The organism is Pseudomonas xantholysinigenes, from assembly GCF_014268885.2.
In the GTDB taxonomy this organism is placed as follows: Bacteria; Pseudomonadota; Gammaproteobacteria; order Pseudomonadales; family Pseudomonadaceae; genus Aquipseudomonas; species Aquipseudomonas xantholysinigenes.
Map to the genome: position 1 here is coordinate 3,541,564 of NZ_CP077095.1, position 20,937 is coordinate 3,562,500.

16 protein-coding genes, 2 tRNA genes, 3 rRNA genes and 1 pseudogene (1 of these 22 only partly in view) are annotated in these 20,937 nt (G+C 62.1%); 7 read left to right on the forward strand and 15 right to left on the reverse strand.

The genetic code is table 11. The features are described 5' to 3' along the window. Window positions 1-10: 10 nt before the first annotated feature. From HU772_RS15750 to HU772_RS15765, 4 genes are all read left to right on the forward strand, one after another. Entirely contained in the window at window positions 11-247 is a 237-nt protein-coding gene (locus HU772_RS15750) for a DUF2934 domain-containing protein (protein WP_189665139.1), read from the forward strand. Window positions 248-358: 111 nt separating this feature from the next. After that, window positions 359-2,512 carry a glycogen debranching protein GlgX gene (gene glgX / locus HU772_RS15755; RefSeq protein WP_186662468.1) on the forward strand — a complete coding sequence of 718 codons (2,154 nt, stop codon included), beginning with the start codon at window positions 359-361 and terminating at the stop codon, window positions 2,510-2,512. A 168-nt stretch (window positions 2,513-2,680) separates the two neighbouring features. Beyond that, a complete protein-coding gene (locus HU772_RS15760; RefSeq protein WP_186662469.1) occupies window positions 2,681-3,475 on the forward strand; it encodes an endonuclease/exonuclease/phosphatase family protein in 795 nt (264 codons plus the stop codon). A 332-nt stretch (window positions 3,476-3,807) separates the two neighbouring features. Then, a complete protein-coding gene (locus HU772_RS15765; protein ID WP_186662470.1) occupies window positions 3,808-4,884 on the forward strand; it encodes an autotransporter domain-containing protein in 1,077 nt (358 codons plus the stop codon). Between the two features lie 221 nt (window positions 4,885-5,105). Here the strand turns inward: HU772_RS15765 and HU772_RS15770 are convergent, their stop codons facing one another. The 8 genes and pseudogenes from HU772_RS15770 to HU772_RS15805 all read right to left on the reverse strand — a co-directional run. Continuing rightward, the gene (locus HU772_RS15770; RefSeq protein WP_186662471.1) at window positions 5,106-5,684 is read right to left on the reverse strand and encodes a DinB family protein; all 579 of its coding nucleotides are present in this window, start codon (window positions 5,682-5,684) and stop codon (window positions 5,106-5,108) included. A gap of 11 nt (window positions 5,685-5,695) precedes the next feature. Further along, window positions 5,696-6,796 (reverse strand): cell division protein ZapE, encoded by a 1,101-nt coding sequence (gene zapE, locus HU772_RS15775; RefSeq protein WP_186662472.1) that lies wholly within the window; start codon window positions 6,794-6,796, stop codon window positions 5,696-5,698. Between the two features lie 294 nt (window positions 6,797-7,090). Continuing rightward, a complete protein-coding gene (locus HU772_RS15780) occupies window positions 7,091-8,239 on the reverse strand; it encodes a PQQ-dependent sugar dehydrogenase (protein ID WP_186662473.1) in 1,149 nt (382 codons plus the stop codon). Window positions 8,240-8,260: 21 nt separating this feature from the next. Beyond that, window positions 8,261-8,581: a hypothetical protein gene (locus tag HU772_RS15785; RefSeq protein WP_186662474.1), complete on the reverse strand. Its 321-nt coding sequence runs from the start codon at window positions 8,579-8,581 to the stop codon at window positions 8,261-8,263. 171 nt (window positions 8,582-8,752) lie between these two features. Then, on the reverse strand, window positions 8,753-9,832 hold the full coding sequence (locus tag HU772_RS15790; RefSeq protein WP_186662475.1) for an extracellular solute-binding protein: 1,080 nt from the start codon (window positions 9,830-9,832) through the stop codon (window positions 8,753-8,755). Between the two features lie 159 nt (window positions 9,833-9,991). Then, window positions 9,992-12,406 (reverse strand): TonB-dependent receptor, encoded by a 2,415-nt coding sequence (locus tag HU772_RS15795; protein ID WP_225923032.1) that lies wholly within the window; start codon window positions 12,404-12,406, stop codon window positions 9,992-9,994. 119 nt (window positions 12,407-12,525) lie between these two features. Continuing rightward, complete coding sequence (locus HU772_RS15800) at window positions 12,526-13,401, reverse strand: FecR family protein (RefSeq protein ID WP_367617140.1); 876 nt, start codon at window positions 13,399-13,401, stop codon at window positions 12,526-12,528. A 4-nt stretch (window positions 13,402-13,405) separates the two neighbouring features. Beyond that, window positions 13,406-13,912, reverse strand: a pseudogene (locus tag HU772_RS15805) (RNA polymerase sigma factor); the annotation flags it as partial. A 135-nt stretch (window positions 13,913-14,047) separates the two neighbouring features. Between HU772_RS15805 and HU772_RS15810 the strand changes: the two are divergent. Beyond that, a complete protein-coding gene (locus tag HU772_RS15810; RefSeq protein WP_186662478.1) occupies window positions 14,048-14,518 on the forward strand; it encodes an LEA/WHy family protein in 471 nt (156 codons plus the stop codon). A gap of 75 nt (window positions 14,519-14,593) precedes the next feature. Here HU772_RS15810 and HU772_RS15815 read toward each other — a convergent pair whose 3' ends face one another. After that, window positions 14,594-14,857 (reverse strand): hypothetical protein, encoded by a 264-nt coding sequence (locus HU772_RS15815; protein ID WP_186662479.1) that lies wholly within the window; start codon window positions 14,855-14,857, stop codon window positions 14,594-14,596. 131 nt (window positions 14,858-14,988) lie between these two features. Between HU772_RS15815 and HU772_RS15820 the strand changes: the two genes are divergently transcribed. Then, window positions 14,989-15,309 carry an ElaB/YgaM/YqjD family protein gene (locus HU772_RS15820; protein ID WP_186662480.1) on the forward strand — a complete coding sequence of 107 codons (321 nt, stop codon included), beginning with the start codon at window positions 14,989-14,991 and terminating at the stop codon, window positions 15,307-15,309. A gap of 4 nt (window positions 15,310-15,313) precedes the next feature. On the opposite strand, the gene HU772_RS15825 is transcribed toward HU772_RS15820, so the two are convergent. Beyond that, window positions 15,314-15,931, reverse strand: coding sequence for a MiaE family protein (locus tag HU772_RS15825; RefSeq protein ID WP_186662481.1), 618 nt, complete (start codon window positions 15,929-15,931; stop codon window positions 15,314-15,316). Window positions 15,932-16,087: 156 nt separating this feature from the next. Between HU772_RS15825 and HU772_RS15830 the strand changes: the two genes are divergently transcribed. Then, on the forward strand, window positions 16,088-16,951 hold the full coding sequence (locus HU772_RS15830; protein WP_186662482.1) for a universal stress protein: 864 nt from the start codon (window positions 16,088-16,090) through the stop codon (window positions 16,949-16,951). Window positions 16,952-17,182: 231 nt separating this feature from the next. Here HU772_RS15830 and rrf read toward each other — a convergent pair. The 5 genes from rrf to HU772_RS15855 all read right to left on the reverse strand — a co-directional run. Continuing rightward, a 5S ribosomal RNA gene (gene rrf, locus HU772_RS15835) occupies window positions 17,183-17,298 on the reverse strand. A 133-nt stretch (window positions 17,299-17,431) separates the two neighbouring features. Next, window positions 17,432-20,324, reverse strand: a 23S ribosomal RNA gene (locus HU772_RS15840). A 245-nt stretch (window positions 20,325-20,569) separates the two neighbouring features. Continuing rightward, a tRNA-Ala gene (locus HU772_RS15845) sits at window positions 20,570-20,645 on the reverse strand. A gap of 24 nt (window positions 20,646-20,669) precedes the next feature. Next, window positions 20,670-20,746: transfer RNA gene (locus HU772_RS15850), tRNA-Ile, on the reverse strand. Window positions 20,747-20,832: 86 nt separating this feature from the next. After that, window positions 20,833-20,937 (reverse strand): 16S ribosomal RNA (locus HU772_RS15855) (it continues 1,432 nt past the right edge of the window). The 16S, 23S and 5S rRNA genes sit together here with 2 tRNA genes alongside, the layout of an rRNA operon.

The window sequence follows — 20,937 nt, forward strand, 5'->3', positions numbered from 1 at the left end:
GAGCGTCGTGATGAGTGTCGAAGAAAAGCGTATTCGCGAGTTCGCCTACCAGATCTGGGAGTCCGAAGGTAAACCGACGGGCCAGGAGCACCGTCATTGGGAGATGGCGCGCAAGCTGGCCGAGGCCGAGGCGCTGGCGCCCAAGGCAGCGCCGCGCAAGAAGGCGGCGGCCAAGCCCAAGGTGGCGACGGAGAAGCCGGTTACGGTCAAGAAGCCGCGAACCCTGAAGAAGCCCGCTGCCGGCTGATCGGCCCAGCGGTCTTTTCGCGGGTAAACCCGCTCCCACAGGGGAGCAGCCTGCACCCGCGAAGAGGCCAGCATTGCCACCCAAGCATTCCCCTGCCCCATGAGGACTGCCATGAGCCCCCACGCCCCGAAGAAAACCCGCTCCGTCGCCCCGTCGCGCATCCGCGAAGGCCTGCCCTTCCCCCTCGGCGCCACCTGGGACGGCCTGGGGGTCAACTTCGCCCTGTTCTCGGCCAACGCCAGCAAGGTCGAACTGTGCCTGTTCGATGCCAGCGGCGAAACCGAACTCGAGCGCATCGAGCTGCCCGAGTACACTGACGAGATCTTCCACGGCTACCTGCCCGACGCACACCCTGGCCTGGTCTATGGTTACCGCGTGCACGGCCCCTACGACCCGGCGAACGGCCACCGCTTCAACCCCAACAAGCTGCTGATCGACCCCTACGCCAAGCAGTTGGTGGGCACCTTGAAATGGTCCGAAGCCTTGTTCGGCTACACCATCGGCCACCCCGACGGCGATCTGTCGTTCGACGAACGCGACAGCGCGCCCTTCGTGCCCAAGTGCAAGGTGATCGACCCAGCCTTCACCTGGGGGCGCGACCAGCGCGTGCTGATCCCCTGGGAACGCACCATCCTCTACGAGGCCCACGTGCGCGGCATCAGCATGCGCCACCCAGCCGTGCCCGAACACCTGCGCGGCACCTTCGCCGGCCTGGCCAACGACGAGCTGCTGGGGCATATCAAGGCGCTGGGGGTGTCGAGCATCGAGCTGTTGCCGATCCATGCCTTCGTCAACGACCAGCACCTGCTGGACAAAGGCCTGAACAACTACTGGGGCTACAACAGCATCGCCTTCTTCGCCCCGCACCCGCGCTACCTGGCCAGCGGCAAGATCGCCGAGTTCAAGGAGATGGTCGCGCACCTGCACGATGCCGGGCTGGAGGTGATCCTCGACGTGGTCTACAACCACACCGCCGAGGGCAACGAACGCGGCCCGACCCTGTCGATGCGCGGTATCGACAACGCCTCGTACTACCGCCTGATGCCAGATGACAAGCGCTTCTACATCAACGATTCCGGCACCGGCAACACCCTGGACCTCAGCCACCCCCGGGTGCTGCAACTGGTCACCGACTCGTTGCGCTACTGGGCCGGCGAGATGCACGTGGATGGCTTTCGCTTCGACCTGGCCACCATCCTCGGTCGTTACCACGATGGCTACAGCGAGCGCCACGGCTTTCTCGTCGCCTGCCGCCAGGACCCGATGCTCAGCCAGGTCAAGCTGATCGCCGAGCCGTGGGACTGTGGCCCCGGCGGCTACCAGGTGGGCAACTTCGCCCCCGGCTGGGCCGAGTGGAACGACCGCTTCCGCGACACCGTGCGCGGCTTCTGGAAAGGCGACGAAGGCATGCTCGCCGACTTCGCCGCGCGCATCACCGCCTCGGGCGACCTGTTCAACAACCGTGGCCGGCGCCCCTATGCCTCGGTCAACTTCGTCACCGCCCACGATGGCTTCACCCTGCGCGACCTGGTGTCGTACAACGACAAGCACAACGAGGACAACGACGAGAACAACCAGGACGGCACCGACAACAACCTGTCGTGGAACTGCGGTGTCGAAGGCCCCACCGACGACCCGGCCATCAACGCCCTGCGCATGCGCCAGATGCGCAACTACTTCGCTACCTTGCTGCTGGCCCAGGGCACGCCGATGATCGTCGCCGGCGACGAATTCAGCCGCACCCAGCACGGCAACAACAATGCCTACTGCCAGGACAGCGAGATCGGTTGGGTGAACTGGGCGCTGGACGAAGATGGCACGGCGCTGCTGGCCTTCGTCAAACGCCTGACCCGGCTGCGCCTGGCCTACCCGATCCTGCGCCGTTCGCGCTTCCTGGTGGGCGACTACAACGAGGCGATCGGCGTTAAGGATGTCACCTGGCTGGCCCCGAACGGCGGCGAGATGAGCGTCGAGCAATGGCAAGATCCGCATGGCCGTTGCCTGGGCATGCTGATGGACGGTCGCGCCCAGGTCAGCGGCATCGCTCGCCCCGGCGCCGAGGCGACCCTGCTGCTGATCGTCAACGCCTACCATGACGTCGTGCCCTTCCAGTTGCCAGCCGTCCCGCAAGGCGACTACTGGAGCTGCCTGGTGGACACCGACCGGCCGGACATGCGCAAGCCGCAACACCTGGCGTTCGACACGGTGTTCGAGGTCAAGGGACGGTCGTTGCTGTTGCTGGTGTTGCAGCGTGAGGAGGAGTGAACCCCAAAGGGCAAGGCCTGTCCTAGACTGTGTTGTGTCAGTAAAAATCTGGGGCTGCTGCGCAGCCCATCGCGACACAAGGCCGCTCCCACAGAGGCCACGATCTGCTGTGGCAGCAGCCTTGGTCGCGATGGACCGCAAGGCGGCCCACTGTCCCCAGGAGCACTCGTGAATCTCGAAGCCGGCAGTCCAGGTTTCGCCAACGTCAACCAGGCCCCTGCCGTGCACCGGGTCAAGGTGCTGACGGTCAATACCCACAAGGGCTTCACCGCCTTCAACCGGCGCTTCATCCTGCCGGAGTTGCGCGAGGCAGTGCGCAGCACCCAAGCCGATATCGTGTTCCTCCAGGAAGTGCTCGGCAGCCACGACCGTCACGCTGCCCGCTACCCCGGCTGGCCGCGAACCTCGCAATACGAGTTCCTCGCCGACAGCATGTGGAGCGACTTCGCCTACGGCCGCAACGCGGTCTACCCCGACGGCCACCACGGCAATGCCCTGCTGTCGAAATACCCGATCCTCGAACACCGCAACCTCGACGTCTCGATTACCGGCCCCGAGCGCCGCGGCCTGCTGCATTGCGTGCTGGACGTCCCCGGGCAACGCCAGGTACATGCGATCTGCGTGCACCTGTCGCTGCTCGAGCGCCACCGGCAGAAACAGCTGCAACTGCTGCGCCGACTGCTCGATGCCCTGCCCAGCGACGCCCCGGTGATCATCGCCGGCGACTTCAACGACTGGCAGTTGCGCGGCAACCACACCCTGGGCCTGCAACACGACCTGCACGAAGCCTTCGAGCGCCACCACGGCCTGCTCGCCCGCACCTACCCGGCCCGCCTGCCACTGTTGCGCCTGGACCGCATCTACCTGCGCAACGCCGACAGCCATGCCCCCAGGATCCTCGGCCACAGGCCCTGGACCCACCTTTCCGACCACTTGCCGCTGGCGGTGGAAGTGCGGCTCTAACAACGATTTTTCATAGCTGCACGGCGGGCAATCGCCATTGCTGATATCTTCACAAGTAATTCAAACTAATTCAGTTACTTGAGAGCCAAGACAAGACCTTATCAAACATTTCACGTTTTCTTGACGCAAGCCTCGACCTCTCCTTAGCTGAACAGTAATCAACAGACGTAAAGACTCGTGCCGAGCCTCTAGCTCGCGCCTTCGTGCGCGCTCCAAGAGGCAGGCGCGCTGGTTTGGGTCGCCCCCTGTTCTTGTCGTACAGCTCGTGACATCAGGCCAGGTTCCTCGGCTGTGCAACGCGCTGTCCAACACACAACAACAGGAGAACCGCCATGAAAAGCACCTCGCATCCTCTGCGCTTCGATGCGATTTTCTGTGCGGTTTCCACGTCGCTGCTCCTGGCAACCCCGGTGGAAACCTTTGCCTATGACCTGCAGGAGGACGAGCCCTTCGCCCGCTTCCTGGAAACCCCCGAGGCGCCGCGCCTGGCGCTGGAGCCGCTGAGTGTCAGCGGCCTCAACCAGGGCATGCTCAACGCCTTTTCCCAATACATGGGCGAACGCCACGGCCCCGCGGCCCCCGACCTGGTCGCCAGCCAGTGGGCGCAATTCTTCCCCGGCGCGCCACGCCCCGGCGGCCAGGCACCGGCGCAGCTGGAGGCGCCCAGCCAGCAGTTGATGATCGGCCCCGACCTGTTCGTACGTGAAACCGCCTCCGGCAGCGTGCACCGGGCCGGGATCTTCGTCGGCCACAACAACCTGCAGAGCAGCTTCAACGGCATGCGCCCGCTGCTCGGCGACAAACAGCGCAACGCGGTGAACCTCAGCGGCGAGAGCCTGGGCGTGTACTGGAGCATGACCCATGATCAAGGCTGGCACCTGGATGCCGTGGCCATGGGCACACGTATCGATGTCAACGGCCGCTCCCAGGCTGGTCAGCGGGTCGACGACAGCGGCCATGCGATGACCTTCTCGGTGGAGGGCGGCTTCCCCATCAGCCTGGGCGGCGGCTGGGTAATCGAACCCCAGGCGCAGTTGATCAACCAGCAGTTCTTCCCCGGCAGCCAGGCGCAGGAAGAAACCCTGCAGGCCTTCGACAGCCAGCCCAGCTGGAGTGGCCGGGTCGGCGCCAAGCTGTCGGCGCGCTACGAAGTCAAGGGCATGCCCATCGAGCCCTATGTGCGCACCAACGTCTGGTACGACTTCAGCAACGCCGACACGGTGAAGCTCGATCAGGTGGACAAGATCTCCAGCTCGCGCAGCTCAACGTCAGTCGACCTGGGCCTGGGCCTGGTGGCGCGGGTCACGCCGAACGTGGCTCTGTTCGTCAGCGCCGACTACAGCAGCGATGTGGATGACAATGACCTCAACGGTTTGATTGGCAGCCTTGGGGTGCGGATGCGTTGGTAAGCAGGCAAGGTGGTGCCTGGCGCAGGCTACGTCGGTGTTCGCGGGTGAACCGGCTCCCACAGGCATAGCGCATGGTTTGAGCCAAGCGTTCTGCTGTAGGAGCCAGCCTTGCTGGCGAACCAGGCGACGCGGTGCCTGGCACCGGCTATGCCGGTGTTCGCGGGTAAACCCGCTCCCAAAGGAATAGAGCGGGATTGAAGTGTTCCTGTTGCGCACTGCGCTCACGACCAGATCGACGCCTCGCTCCAGCCCAGCTCGGCAAAGTCATGCGCTCGCAGCAGCGCTTCTTCCTCGCAGAAAAACTCATCCAGTTGCGGTGGCTTGACCACAGTGTCGCTGAGCATCACATGCACTTGCCCGCGATGGTGGATCTGGTGCTCGAACAGGTGCGAAAGCAAGCGCAACCGCTGCTCGCGCTGTACCCGCTCCGGTCGCACGATGCTCACGTAACGCGCCAGCTGATCATCGCGCAGCTGTCGGCAATAAGCGATCAAGCGCTGGTCGGCCTGGGCCTGCTGGGCTTGCAGGTCGGTGCAGGTAGTGAATGGCTGTTCCGGCTGGAAGAAGCGCTCGCCATCAGGGGCGGGAGCCTCGCCGCGCTGCTCGCACTCCAACGCGTCAAGGTAGAACCAGTCCACTGTCAGCAGGTGATTGAGGGTGGCCTTGATCGAGGGAAAGAAGCTGCAACGGGGGGCGACGAACTCGTCCTGGGTCAGTTGCAGGCAGGCCTTGTACAGGCGGTGGTTGGCCCAGCCATTGTTATAGGCCTGGGTTAGCAGGTGATGCGACAGCGGCTCCATGGTCGGCTCCTTCAGGCGAAGCGTTGCAGTTGCATCTCCCGTAGTCGGCTGAGGGTCCGCTGGTACGGGAACGCCAGATACCCTTGAGTGTAGAGTGCTTCCAGCGGCACCTCGGCTTCCAGGTACAGCGCCACGCGCCGGTCGTAGCATTCGTCGACCAGGGCGATGAAACGTCGCACGCTGTCATCCTTGGGCGCCAGGGTCGGCAACACACGGTCGCCGGCCGCGACCCGGGCGGCACCATCTTCGGTGCCGCGGGCGATGCGGCCTTCGCGCTGCTCGCCGCTCAAGCGCGGAATACCATCGACCAGGATCGCGCCGAAACGATCGCACAGGGCCATGAAGTCCATCGCCGCCAGCGGCTGTTCGCACAGGTCGGCAAAGCGACACCACACCGCCTGTTCGCAATAGCGCACCACCCGCAACTGCCGAGTCCCCAGTTGCAAGGGCTGGGTACTCCCCGGCGCCTGCCCGCTCAGTTGCTGGAACACCGCCTCCAGCGCACCTGGGCGTCCGGGCTCGGCGACCCAGTAGCGCTGATGCTGCACGCTGGGATGCAGGCGATGGTCCTGCTCACCGGCCACCGCCAGCACCTCCATATGCCGCTCGATGGCGGCGATGGCCGGCAGGAAGCGCTCGCGGTTGAAGCCGTCGCGGTACAACTGGTCGGGGGGCTGATTGGAGGTAGCGACAATCACCACGCCTTGGTCGAACAGCACCTGGAACAGGCGCCCGAGGATGATCGCATCGCCGATGTCGCTGACGAACAGCTCGTCGAAACACAGCACGCGGATCTCGCCGGCAAGTTCCCGGGCCAGGGCCTTGAGCGGATCGGCGGTGCCCCCCAGCTGGAACAGGCGGCGATGCACCCAGGCCATGAAATGATGAAAATGCTGGCGCCGGGATGGGATCGTCAGGCACCTGTGGAACAGGTCCATCAGCCAGGTCTTGCCACGCCCGACTGGGCCCCAGAGGTACAGGCCTTGAGGTGACTGGCCCTGGTTCAGAGCATCGAAGCAGGCCTGCAGCGCGCTGACCGCGACCGCCTGGGCGGGGTCAGGAACGAAACCGTGTTCGCCAATAGCCTGATGGTAGAGGGATTCGGGAGTCATGGATGGGGCTACGGATGAAAACAGTATGGTACGACAGTACCGGCCCTTCGCGGGTAAACCCGCTCCCACAGTGACCGCGCCGACTTCAGGCCATGCACTACACCTGTCCCGCGAAGTAAGCAACGCGGCGCCTGGCACCGGCTATGCCGGTGTTCGCGGCTGAAGCCGCTCCCACAGGGATCGCGCTAGCTTTAGCTTTAGCAGTTGAGCAAGACAGTTGCTCCCACAGCGACCGCGCGGACCTGTGGGAGCGGGCTTACCCGCGAAGGGGCCATTGCAGGCCGGGAGAAAGCGCTAGCCTTCCTGCAACCCAACCTTGAGCAACATTCCGTCCTTTTCATCCGTCAGCACGTACAGGTAGCCATCCGGCCCCACCCGCACATCGCGGATCCGCGCCTTCAGCTCGCCTAGCAGACGCTCTTCATGCACCACCTTGTCGCCCTCGAGTTGCAGACGAATCAGCTCCTGGGTGGCCAGGGCGCCAATGAACAGGTTGTGGTCCCAGGCCTTGAACGTCGGGCTGTCGTAGAACGCCATGCCACTGATGCCCGGCGACTTCTCCCACACATGGTGCGGGTCGACCATGCCCTGGACATGCTTGCCCTTGGCCTCGGGAATCGGCAGCAACGAGTAGTTGATGCCATGGGTGGCGATCGGCCAACCGTAGTTCTTGCCAGGCTCGGGAATATTGATTTCGTCGCCACCGCGCGGGCCGTGCTCATGAGTCCAGAGCTTGCCAGTCCAGGGATTGAGCGCCGCCCCCTGCTGGTTGCGATGGCCGAACGACCAGATCTCGGGGCGCACATTGTCGCGGCCGACGAAGGGGTTGTCCTTGGGTACCTCGCCGTCAGGGAGGATCCGCACGATCTTGCCCTGCAGCTTGTCCAGGTCCTGGGCGGTGGCACGCTGGTTGTTCTCGCCCAGGGCGATGAACAGGTAGCCATCACGGTCGAACACCAGACGCGAGCCAAAATGGTTGCCTTCGGAAAGCTTGGGTAGCTGGCGGAAGATCACCGTGAAGTTCTCCAGCCGCGCCTGGTCCTGGGACAACTGCCCTCGACCGACCGCGGTCCCGGCCTTGCCATCCTCGCCCGCCTCGGCGAACGACAGGTAGACCGTGCGGTCCTTGGCGAACTCCGGTGACAACACCACATCGAGCAGGCCGCCCTGCCCCTCGGCCCACACCTTGGGCACGCCGGACAATGGCGGGCCGACCTTGCCCTCGGGGCTGACGATGCGCAGGTTGCCCGGGCGCTCGGTTACCAGGATCGACTTGCCATCCGGCAGGAATGCCAAGGCCCAGGGATTGCGCAGGCCATTGGCGAGGGTGCTGACGCTCAGTTGCCCTTCCTCGCTGGGGAAGGTCTGCTCGGGCGCGGCCTGGGCCAGCAGCGGAAACAGGCTGGCGGCGGCCAGGGTGATCAACCAGGTGCGTGGCGTCATGCTCGGGTCCTTCGCAGGGGCTCACGGCACGCGTTGCGAGTCGCGCGGTGGGCGGGTGGGTTCCAGGTTCGGGGTCTGTTGCTCGCGGCGCAGGTTGTCGCCGTTGCCGATGCCGCGGTTGTCCAGGGTTGGCGGGCGCGGATTGGGCTGGGTGGATGGGCCACGCACCGGCGGCGTGGCCGGCACGCTGCCCTGGCGGCTGTTGGGGTTGGCACGCATGATCGGGCTGTTGTAGGGGTTGTTGCTGTCATTGGCGGCCACCGGCGGCACCGACAACGGCGCGGCCTGGAGCGGCAGGGCCAGCAACAGGCCAAGGGCCAGGGTTGGCAATGCGGGGTTCATGCTTCACCTCCGGTTCGAAAAGGCGCGCTCCAGGGTTGGATAGCCTAAGGCGCGCAGGGTTCGATACAACAGTGGGAATCGCCCCGGAGATGATTCCTGATGTTTCAGTATGGACCCCAGCCCAGCCTGCCCGGTGACCGGCCAGCTGCGGACACCGCGCTGTCTGGGTTGTCACTGGCGGCTTCGGAAAGCAGTCCACAGGCGGTTGCGCTGGCGCAGGTCGGCCAGGGCCATGCTGCGGTCGGCGAACAGCCGCTGGCGCACCTCGGCCGGCGGATAGATGTCCGGGTCGTTGCGGATCGCTTGGTCCACCAGCGGCGTGGCGGCCCGGTTGGCGTTGGCGAAGAACAGCGTATTGGTCAGCGCCGCCACGGACTCAGGACGCAGCATGAAGGCAATGAACGCGCGGGCCGCCTCGGGGTGCGGGGCGTCCTTGGGGATCACCAGGTTGTCCTGCCACACCAGGGTGCCCTCGCGGGGGATCCGGTAGATCAGCTCGAACGACTTACCCGCACGTCGCGCCTGGTCGGCGGCCATGGCGGCGTCGCCGTTGTAGGTCAAGGCCAGGCACACACTGCCGTTGGCCAGATCGTTGATCTGCCGGCCATTGGCCACGTAGCTGATCGACGGCTGCAATTGCAGCAACAACTGCTGCGCCGCGTCCAGGTCAGCCTTGTTATGGCTGTAGGGATCCTTGCCCAGGTAGTTGAGGGCGACACCGATCACCTCCTGGGGCGAGTCGGGCATGGCGATGCCGCAGTCCTTGAGGCGGCCGGCGTATTCCGGCTTGAACAGCAGGTCGAGGCTGTCCAGCGGCACATCGCCCAGGCGCTGGCTCACCGCCTCGACATTCACCCCCAGGCCCAGGGTGCCCCAGGTGTAGGGTACGGCATGGCGATTGCCCGGATCGGCTTCAGCCAGCTTGGCCAGCAGGTCCGGGTCAAGGTTGGCATAGCCCGGCATCGCCTGCGCTTGCAAAGGCTGCAAGGCGCCAGCCTTGAGCGCTCGGGCCAGCACCGTGGTCGAGGGCACCACCACGTCATAGCCGCTGCCGCCGGTCAGCAGCTTGGTTTCCAGCACCTCGGTGGTGTCGAAGGTGTCGTAGCGGACCCTGTAGCCGGACTCCTTCTCGAAACGCTCGAGGATCTGCGGGGCGACATAATCGGCCCAGCTATACAGGTTGACGACCTTCTCCTCGGCCTGCAGCGGCAGGACGATCAGCAGTGACAGCAGGCACAACGTGCGACGCATGGCGGACACCTCGGCTTGGGGGTGGATGCCGCCAGCATGCCGGCCGGGCTACATTGCAACAATGTGACGCCCGGACAGCTGCACGATCTCGCCCTGCACCTGCGGCGGCTGTTCGTCACTGTAGAGCAAGGCACCTACCCTCGCCAAACCCGCCCATGATCAGTAGGCCAGGCTCCAGGTCAGCGTGTAGGTCCGCCCACGCCCTTGGTAGTCGTACAGGTACGCCGGCCCGTAGGTCGGCGCGTAGAACAGCGTCGCCCGCTGCCCCCACACGGTGCTGTATTGCTTGTCGAGCAGGTTCTGCACACCGGCGCTGAAGGTGCCGAATGCGGTGTCCTGGCTGCCCAGCAAGTCGAAAGTGGTGTAGCCGTCGATCTGGTGATGGGCATCGTCGCGCAGGGTGAAGGCATGATTGGCCTGTAGCCGCGCGGTGCGGCCATCGCCCTTCCAGCCGACAAAGGCCGTTGCCTTGGACAGCGAGGCATAGCGAGCATCGCGCTTGATCCAGCCACCATCGGCGTCCTCCTCTTCGGAACGCACCAGGTGCAAGGTACCGCCGGTTTCCCAGCCGTTCTGGAAATAGCGGCTCAGTGCGCCCTCGAAGCCGAAGTCGCGGCGTTTCTGCTCCTCGACATCGATGGTCAGCGTGGCCGAATCGACGTTGATGACCTTGTCCGACCAGATGTAATACAGCGCCGCCTGGGCATTCCAGTCGAGGTCCGCAAAGCGCCAGCCCAGTTCCACCTGGCGGCTCTTGATCCCCGCCAGCGGGTTGTCGCCCACCGACAGGCCCGGCTTGCCGTAGTACTTGGCCGGGTCCGGCAGTTCGAAGCCTTCGCCGTAGTTGCTCCACACCTGGTGACCGTTCTTGAAGTCGTAGATGGCGCCGAGGTTGTATAGGTTCACCTGGTAGTCGTTGCTGCCACCGGGTACGGTCTTGAAGTCGCTGACCTCGACATCCATCTGCTGGCGCCGGGCGCCGCCGGACAGGGTCAGGTTATCGGTGACGTGCCAGTCCAGCTGGCTGTAGAACGACAGGCCATCGACCCGGTAGCTGGGGTAGCGCGGCGCCTTGCTCGCCTTGTCCAGGTCCAGGCCGCCGCTACCGGACGAAACCCGCGCATCGAAGGTGGTCTGCTCGGCGTTGAAGCGCTCACGGTCGAGGTCGACGCCGTAGGTCAGCTTGAGGCTGTCCCACTGCTTGGCGAACAGGGCCTTGAGGCTGGAGACCTCGAAATTCTGCTGCGACGCGGCGAAGTACACGCCGCGCGACCCGGTGGGCTTGCCGGGGTTGTAATAAGGGAACGGGTAGAAGTTGTCGTTTTCCTTGCGGTACGAGGCCTGCAGGTAGAAATCCTGGCCGAGCACAGCGCGGTGGTGGTAGTTGGCGTTCAGCAGCAGCCGCCGGGTACGTGGCTGCAGGTCGGATGAATAACCGCCGCGCAGCTCGGCGTCCTCAAGATCCGAGGGCGCGTTGTGGCGCAGGTTGGGGAAGTAGATACCGGTGCTGCCTTGGTTGCCGGAATCGTAGTACTGGGCCAGCAGGTCCAGGCTCTGCGCCTCGTTCAGGGCCAGGCCAAGGGTGCCGAGCACATCGACGCTGCGGTTGTACTGCAGGTCGGTCTGGGTGTTGTCGATGAAGATCTGCTCGCCGGCACCGTCATAGAATGCCTCGTTCTGCTCACCGGAAACCCCCAGGCGGGCGTTGACCCGTTCGTTGCCGCCACTGATCGACTGGGCAATACGGGTCGACAGGTCGTCACTGTTATTGAAGCCGCTGCTGGCGCCGAGCTGGGTTTCAAAGCGCAACGGCCCCGCCTCGCCTTTCTTGGTGACGATGTTGATGATGCCACCGGTGGCGCCGCCACCGTAGATGGCGCTGGCCCCGGACAGTACCTCGACCCGCTCGACGTTGAACGGCGAGATACTGTCGAACTGCCGTGACAGGCCGCGGGAGCTGTTCTGGCTGACGCCGTCGATCATCACCAGCACTTCGCGGCCACGCATGTTCTGGCCGTAGTTGGTGCGCCCTTCCGGCGCCAGGTCCAGGCCCGGCACCAGCTTGCCGATAGCCTCCTTGAGGCTCACGCCACTGTCGATCTGCTCGCGCAACTGCTGCTGGTCGACCACCCAGACAGTCCCAGGGATCTCGCTGATCGCGGTGCTGGTGCGCGAGGCCACGCTGACTTCGATGGGTTTGAGGCTGACACTTTGCGGCGCTTGCGTCCGGCGCAGAGTGACCGTGCGCGCGTCGTCGAACTGATAGCTGACCCCGGTGCCGCCCAGCAGCAATTGCAACGCCTGCTCCAGGCTGTAGTGGCCGCTGAGCGCCGGCGCCTGCAGGTCGGCGACATCTGCGGTGGTGTACAGCAAGTGCAGCCCGGCCTGGTCGGCGAACGCGGTCAGGGCTTGGTCCAGCGGCTGGGCCGGCAGGTCGAGCGTCACCTGGCGGGCCTGAGCGTTGCCAACCGGGGCATCGGTGGCGGCCTCGACCAGCAACGGGCCGGCCAGCGTGGCCAGGGCGGTGCAGGACAGCAAGGCGTGTTTGAAGCGGTGCGGGAGCGTAGCTTTCACAAAAGAGCTTCCAGACAGTCGTAGGCGTTAGGGGTTGGCTGATCAGTGCCCCTACGACGATCTGGCTGCGACGATCTTGCAGTGATGAATGAAAAAAATTTCGATTGCGCTTTACCGGCTTAATAAACCACTGCCAGGAATGGCAGGTAGGTGACCTTCAGCCCATAGCGCTGCTCGAGGGTACGCAACAGCGCATGGGGGTCGTCGAGGTCGAACACACCACTGACTTCAAGTGCGGCAAGCTGGGAGTCGGGAATGACGATGCGCCCATGCTGGTAGCGCTCAAGCTCGGCCAACACCTGGCCCAGCGGCTTGCCATTGAAGATCAGCTTGCCGCGCTGCCAGGCGGTGCGGGTACGGGCGTCCGCCGCCGGCTGCAGCGCCTGCCCATCAACCTGGGCCTGGCCTTCGGCCAACAGCACCTGATCGCCTCCGGACACGCGACGCACGCTGAACACTGCCGCATTGCCAGTCACCGCCGCGCCGCTCGCCTGCACCACGAACGGACGCGGGTCGGCGACTGTCTCGAACAAGGCCTCCCCCGCCTCCAGCACTACTTTGCGCTCATGATCGCTATACACCACCGACAAGGCGCTGGCGCTATTGAGGGTGACCCGCGAGCCATCGGCCAAGGTCAGGCTCTGCCGTTGGCCAACGCTGGTGTGGTAATCCGCGCGCCAGGCCGGCAGCTGCTGCCAGGCGCCATAACCGGCCATGCACAACACCAGCGACGCGGCGAGCGCCGACAGCCGACGCCACCTGCGCGGCGTCAGCGGGGTCGCCTGGGCCGTTGGCGTATGGCCCAGGTCACGCCACAGCGCCTCGGCCTCGGTCGCCGCCTCGGCATGGGCAGGGCTCAGCCGGCACCAACGCTGGTAACGCGCGCGATCGGCAGCCGTGGCATTGCCTGAGTGCAGCAACACCTGCCAGTCAAGGGCATCGTCGGACAGCACGCTGAGGGGGGGACAGGTAGGCATGGCGTGGGCTTCAGTCATGGTTGTGCTTGAGCCAGTCACGGCAGTGGCGCAGGGCCTGGCCGATGTATTTTGCCACCATGCTCTCGGAAACGCCCAGCCGTTGCGCGATCTGCGCCTGGGTCAGGCCTTCGACCCGGTTGAGCAACAGCGCCTGGCGTGCGTTGCTGGATAGCTGCAGCAGCGCCTCGTCAAGGATCCGCAAGCGCTCGCGGGCCAGCAGGGCGGTCTCCGGAGGTGGTGCCGGGCAGGCTACCGGCGTGTCGCCATCGCTGTCCTCGTGGCTGGCCGCCAGGCGCTGCTCGCGGCGCAAGGCATCGATGGCCAGGTTGCCGGCAACGCGAAAGATGTAACTGCGCGCGTGTAGCACCTGCACCGCCTGGCCATCGACCTTCACCAGCTTGAGGTAGGTTTCCTGGGCGACATCGGCGGCGCGCTGACGATCGCTCATGCGCCGGGTCAGGAACTGCAGCAGGTCATCGTAGTGCTCCTGGAAACTGGCCAGCAGCCCGGACACGGGAGAAGTCGCCATGGAAAGAGGAAAGCCATCAGGAAGAATTATCGGGCGTTAATGAGAAACAGTATCTTTCATAACGCCCGTCACTTTCAACGCCCTCGCGGATTTGCCACACTGCCGCTTCGCCCGCGACCCGAGGCCTTCGCCGCCATGCTCGTCCGCTGCTGCCTGATCCTGTTGTTGTGCCTGGGCTTGAACGCCTGTGCCCTGTTCCAGAACCGCGACCCACTGAACATCAGTGTGATCGGCATCGAACCGCTCCCCGGCCAGGACCTGGAGCTGCGCATGGCGGTGAAAATCCGGGTGCAGAACCCCAACGAAACGTCCGTGGACTTCAATGGCATCGCCTTGAACCTGGAGGTCAACGACCAGCCCTTGGCGGCTGGGGTAAGCGACCAGCGCGGGCATATCGGCCGCTACGACGAGGCGGTGATCGTGGTGCCAGTGAGCATCACCGCGTTCGCCTTCCTGCGCCAGGCTTATGGCCTGGGCCGGGTCGAATCGCTGCAAGGCTTGCCCTATGTGCTGCGTGGCAAGCTTGCCGGTGGTCCGCTGGGCACCGTGCGCTTCTCCGACAAAGGCAAGCTCGACCTGCCCAACCCGGCGCGGACTGGTTGGTAATGGTCAGTCCGCGACGCAACGCACGCCCAGTTCGAAGACACCCAGCCGCGGATAATCGAAATCGTTTTGCCTGACTCAGCGATTGTTGCTGGCGGCCGCCATCATCTTGTTGACCTCGCTGCGCACCAGGTTGGAGAACTCCGGTGGCGACATGCCTTCGAGCTCAGCGCGCACCCACTCCGCCCATTTGCTCTTGCGCCGTGGTTTTTCGGCGATAAGCCGTGCCGCCTCACCCTTGGCCTTGCCCAGGTTGCTCTGCCAGAACTCGAACAAACGGGATTTTTCCGCCTCGATCTGCGCCCGTTCCTGGAAGCTCAAATTGGCCAGATTGAAACTCATGGGGTAATACCTGCCGCTGGAAAATGGCCGCTATCTTACACGCTATGGCCAGCCCGCCGGAACGCCGCTGCAACTTTCCCGGCGCCCTGGCATCCACTGTTCAACGCCCTAACCCTCACGAGGATATGTACATGGCCAGGAAAACCGCCGCGCAAGTCGACAGCGAGCAGATCAAAGACCAGGTGTTCAGCGAGCTGCAGGTCTTGATCGAGGAGTCGGAACGGCTACTCAGCGACAGCGCCTCATTGGTCGGCGAGGACGCCGATACCCTGCGCGCGCAACTGGGCCTGAAGTTGCGCCAGGCCCGCGATGCCACCAGCAGACTGGGGCAGAAGGCCCAGCCGGTGGTCGAGGCTACCCAGGACTACATTGGCGGGCACCCTTGGCAGACGGTGGCGGTTTCCGCCGGCTTCGGCCTGGTGGTGGGCTTGCTGTTGGGACGGCGCCAGTAATCGACTAGGCGGCCAGGGCCTGCGGAATACCGCTGTGAAAACGCAGTTCCTGGTCGGGCGAGGTGATCAGTTGCGCCTCCGCTTCACGTACCTGCTCGACGACCCGGGCAATATCCGCCGCTTCACCATACTGGTGGGCCAACTTCAGGTAGCCCTGGTAGTGCCGTGCCTCGCTCTTGAGCAGACCATGGTAGAAGGTGCCGAGCTCTTCGTCCAGGTGCGGTACCAGAGCAGCGAAGCGCTCGCAACTGCGCGCCTCGATGAAGGCCCCCACCACCAAGGTATCCACCAGCTTGACCGGCTCGTGGGCCCGCACCAGGCGTCGCAATCCCGACGCGTAGCGCCCGGCCGAGACCGGCCGTAGCGGCACGCCACGGCGCTTCATCAGGCGCAGCACCTGCTCATGGTGCACCAACTCTTCACGAGCCAGGCGCGACATCATGTTGATCAAGTCGAGGTGAGTGTTGTATTTGGCGATCAGGCTCAGCGCCGTGCTGGCGGCCTTGAATTCGCAGTTCTTGTGATCGATCAGCAGGGTTTCCTGGTCGGCCAGCGCTGCCTCGATCCAGGCATCAGGGGTACGGCAACCGAGGAAGGCGTCGATTTCAGGAATCAGGGACATGGCACTCACTATTACACAAGACATCGGCAGGGCCGGCGATTATACCGGCGACCGTGCCAAGTGCCAGTGACTATGCTTGATACATATCAAGCGGCGGCGGGAGCGGCGCCGTCTATAGTCAGGCATTGGCCGCCAATCTGAAGGGAGTTCATGCCCATGCAAGCCGTACGCAGCATTCTTGTCGTGCTCGATCCCGAGCACGCCCACAGCCGTGCCCTGACCCGGGCCAAGCTGATTGCCGGGGTGACCGGCGCGCGCCTGCACTTGCTGATGTGCGACAAGAAGCAGGACCATGATGCGCTGCTCAGCTTGCTCAGCAGCCAGTTGCACGATGACGGCTACGACAATGTCACCCACGAACAGCACTGGAAGGACAATCTGCACAAGTCGATCATCCATGTGCAGCAGGCCGAAGGCTGCGAGCTGGTGATCAAGGAGCATCGACCAGACAATCCGCTGCGCAAGGCATTGCTCACCCCCAGCGACTGGAAGCTGCTGCGCGAGTGCCCGTGCGCGGTGCTGATGGTCAAGAGCGAGCGGCCCTGGACTGGAGGCAAGATCCTGGCCGCCGTGGATGTCGGCAACCAGGACGAAGCCCATCGCCTGTTGCATGCCAGTATCATCGACCATGGCTATGACATTGCCAGCCTGGCCAAGGGCGAACTGCATGTGATCAGTGCCCACCCCTCGCCTATGCTGTCGGCCGCGGACCCGGTCTACCAGCTCACGCAGACCATTGAGCAACGCTATCGGGAAGCCTGCAACGCGTTCCAGGCGGAGTTCGATATCACCGATGACCGCCTGCATATCGCCGAAGGGCCGGCGGATGTGTTGATTCCCTATACCGAGAAGAAACTCGATGCCGCGGTGACCATTGTCGGTACCGTGGCACGGACCGGGATCTCCGGGGCGCTGATCGGCAATACCGCAGAGGTGGTGCTGGACTCGCTGGAAAGCGATGTGCTGGTGCTCAAGAGCGAAGAGGCAAAGGCGCATCTGGCCGAGTTGGCGCGGGGCTGAAAGTCACGACGCGATCCCCTGTAGGAGCGGCCTTGTGCCGCGAAAGGGCTGTGTAGCAGCCCCACGGTCTCAGCATTGACGCAAAGATCGCCGGGACTGCTACGCAGCCCATTCCGACCGGTCCGACGCCTCGGCGAGGCCGCTCTTACAGGGGGGGACGTGTTTGTTTTTGGAGTGCAGAAAAGACAAAACCCCTACCTGCTCGCGCAGATAGGGGTTTTGCGAAATGAATCTTGACGATGACCTACTCTCACATGGGGAAGCCCCACACTACCATCGGCGATGCATCGTTTCACTACTGAGTTCGGGATGGGATCAGGTGGTTCCAATGCTCTATGGTCGTCAAGAAATTCTGTTGCCGTGAATGCCTTGCAGCACCCTCAGCCAATTCGGATATGTGATTTGTGAAGTTGCGAACTTTCGGGTCTTTCGTCTTCACCACCACAATCTGCTTTCGTGCGCAGATTGCTTGGGTGTTATATGGTCAAGCCTCACGGGCAATTAGTATTGGTTAGCTCAACGCCTCACAGCGCTTACACACCCAACCTATCAACGTCGTAGTCTTCGACGGCCCTTCAGGGGATTCAAGATCCCAGTGAGATCTCATCTTGAGGCAAGTTTCCCGCTTAGATGCTTTCAGCGGTTATCTCTTCCGAACATAGCTACCCGGCAATGCCACTGGCGTGACAACCGGAACACCAGAGGTTCGTCCACTCCGGTCCTCTCGTACTAGGAGCAGCCCCTCTCAAATCTCAAACGTCCACGGCAGATAGGGACCGAACTGTCTCACGACGTTCTAAACCCAGCTCGCGTACCACTTTAAATGGCGAACAGCCATACCCTTGGGACCGGCTTCAGCCCCAGGATGTGATGAGCCGACATCGAGGTGCCAAACACCGCCGTCGATATGAACTCTTGGGCGGTATCAGCCTGTTATCCCCGGAGTACCTTTTATCCGTTGAGCGATGGCCCTTCCATACAGAACCACCGGATCACTAAGACCTACTTTCGTACCTGCTCGACGTGTTTGTCTCGCAGTCAAGCGCGCTTTTGCCTTTATACTCTACGACCGATTTCCGACCGGTCTGAGCGCACCTTCGTACTCCTCCGTTACTCTTTGGGAGGAGACCGCCCCAGTCAAACTACCCACCATACACTGTCCTCGATCCGGATAACGGACCTGAGTTAGAACCTCAAGGTTGCCAGGGTGGTATTTCAAGGATGGCTCCATGAGAACTGGCGTCCCCACTTCAAAGCCTCCCACCTATCCTACACAAGCAAGCTCAAAGTCCAGTGCAAAGCTATAGTAAAGGTTCACGGGGTCTTTCCGTCTAGCCGCGGATACACTGCATCTTCACAGCGATTTCAATTTCACTGAGTCTCGGGTGGAGACAGCGCCGCCATCGTTACGCCATTCGTGCAGGTCGGAACTTACCCGACAAGGAATTTCGCTACCTTAGGACCGTTATAGTTACGGCCGCCGTTTACCGGGGCTTCGATCAAGAGCTTCGCTTGCGCTAACCCCATCAATTAACCTTCCGGCACCGGGCAGGCGTCACACCCTATACGTCCACTTTCGTGTTTGCAGAGTGCTGTGTTTTTAATAAACAGTCGCAGCGGCCTGGTATCTTCGACCGGCGTGGGCTTACGCAGCAAGTGCTTCACCCTCACCGGCGCACCTTCTCCCGAAGTTACGGTGCCATTTTGCCTAGTTCCTTCACCCGAGTTCTCTCAAGCGCCTTGGTATTCTCTACCTAACCACCTGTGTCGGTTTGGGGTACGGTTCCCAGTTATCTGAAGCTTAGGAGCTTTTCTTGGAAGCATGGCATCAACCACTTCGCGCTCTAATGAGCACTCGTCATCAGCTCTCGGCCTTGAAATCCCGGATTTGCCTAAGATCTCAGCCTACCACCTTAAACTTGGACAACCAACGCCAAGCTGGCCTAGCCTTCTCCGTCCCTCCATCGCAATAACTGGAAGTACAGGAATATTAACCTGTTTTCCATCGACTACGCTTTTCAGCCTCGCCTTAGGGACCGACTAACCCTGCGTCGATTAACGTTGCGCAGGAAACCTTGGTCTTTCGGCGTGCGAGTTTTTCACTCGCATTGTCGTTACTCATGTCAGCATTCGCACTTCTGATACCTCCAGCAAGCTTCTCAACTCACCTTCACAGGCTTACAGAACGCTCCTCTACCGCGTCACCAGAGGTGACACCCGTAGCTTCGGTGCATGGTTTGAGCCCCGTTACATCTTCCGCGCAGGCCGACTCGACTAGTGAGCTATTACGCTTTCTTTAAAGGATGGCTGCTTCTAAGCCAACCTCCTAGCTGTCTAAGCCTTCCCACATCGTTTCCCACTTAACCATGACTTTGGGACCTTAGCTGACGGTCTGGGTTGTTTCCCTTTTCACGACGGACGTTAGCACCCGCCGTGTGTCTCCCATGCTCGGCACTTGTAGGTATTCGGAGTTTGCATCGGTTTGGTAAGTCGGGATGACCCCCTAGCCGAAACAGTGCTCTACCCCCTACAGTGATACATGAGGCGCTACCTAAATAGCTTTCGAGGAGAACCAGCTATCTCCGAGCTTGATTAGCCTTTCACTCCGATCCACAGGTCATCCGCTAACTTTTCAACGGTAGTCGGTTCGGTCCTCCAGTCAGTGTTACCTAACCTTCAACCTGCCCATGGATAGATCGCCCGGTTTCGGGTCTATACCCAGCGACTAAAGCGCCCTATTAAGACTCGCTTTCGCTACGCCTCCCCTATTCGGTTAAGCTCGCCACTGAATATAAGTCGCTGACCCATTATACAAAAGGTACGCAGTCACCTAACAAAGTAGGCTCCCACTGCTTGTACGCATACGGTTTCAGGTTCTATTTCACTCCCCTCTCCGGGGTTCTTTTCGCCTTTCCCTCACGGTACTGGTTCACTATCGGTCAGTCAGTAGTATTTAGCCTTGGAGGATGGTCCCCCCATGTTCAGACAAAGTTTCTCGTGCTCCGTCCTACTCGATTTCACTGGCAAGAGATTTTCGTGTACGGGGCTATCACCCACTATGGCCGCACTTTCCAGAGCGTTCCACTAATCTCAAACCAGCTTAAGGGCTGGTCCCCGTTCGCTCGCCACTACTAAGGGAATCTCGGTTGATTTCTTTTCCTCAGGGTACTTAGATGTTTCAGTTCCCCTGGTTCGCCTCTTGCACCTATGTATTCAGTACAAGATACTCAGCTTATGCTGAGTGGGTTCCCCCATTCAGAGATCTCTGGATCACAGTCTGTTTGCCGACTCCCCAAAGCTTATCGCAGGCTACCACGTCTTTCATCGCCTCTGACTGCCAAGGCATCCACCGTATGCGCTTCTTCACTTGACCATATAACCCCAAGCAATCTGGTTATACTGTGAAGACGACATTCGCCGAAAATTCGCATTTCGCTCATTACTGAGCAGAACTCACAAATTTTACCTTAGCCTGAATAACCAGCAGTGAAACTGGCATTCAGTCTATCTATCACATATCCGAATTTTTAAAGAACGATCTGACAAAAGTCAGAAATCAACATTCACATTGGAATGCTCATTTCTAAGTTCTGAGCAGTGCTGCGAAACCTGAAAGAGTGGTGGAGCCAAGCGGGATCGAACCGCTGACCTCCTGCGTGCAAGGCAGGCGCTCTCCCAGCTGAGCTATGGCCCCATTTGACCAGCCGCACCAAGTAATTGGTAGGTCTGGGCAGATTTGAACTGCCGACCTCACCCTTATCAGGGGTGCGCTCTAACCAACTGAGCTACAGACCTATAACAGGGTCGCGTTACAGCATCGTCTTTACACAATGAATCAAGCAATTCGTGTGGGAGCTCATCAGCAGGCTGATGTCTTCGATTAAGGAGGTGATCCAGCCGCAGGTTCCCCTACGGCTACCTTGTTACGACTTCACCCCAGTCATGAATCACACCGTGGTAACCGTCCTCCCGAAGGTTAGACTAGC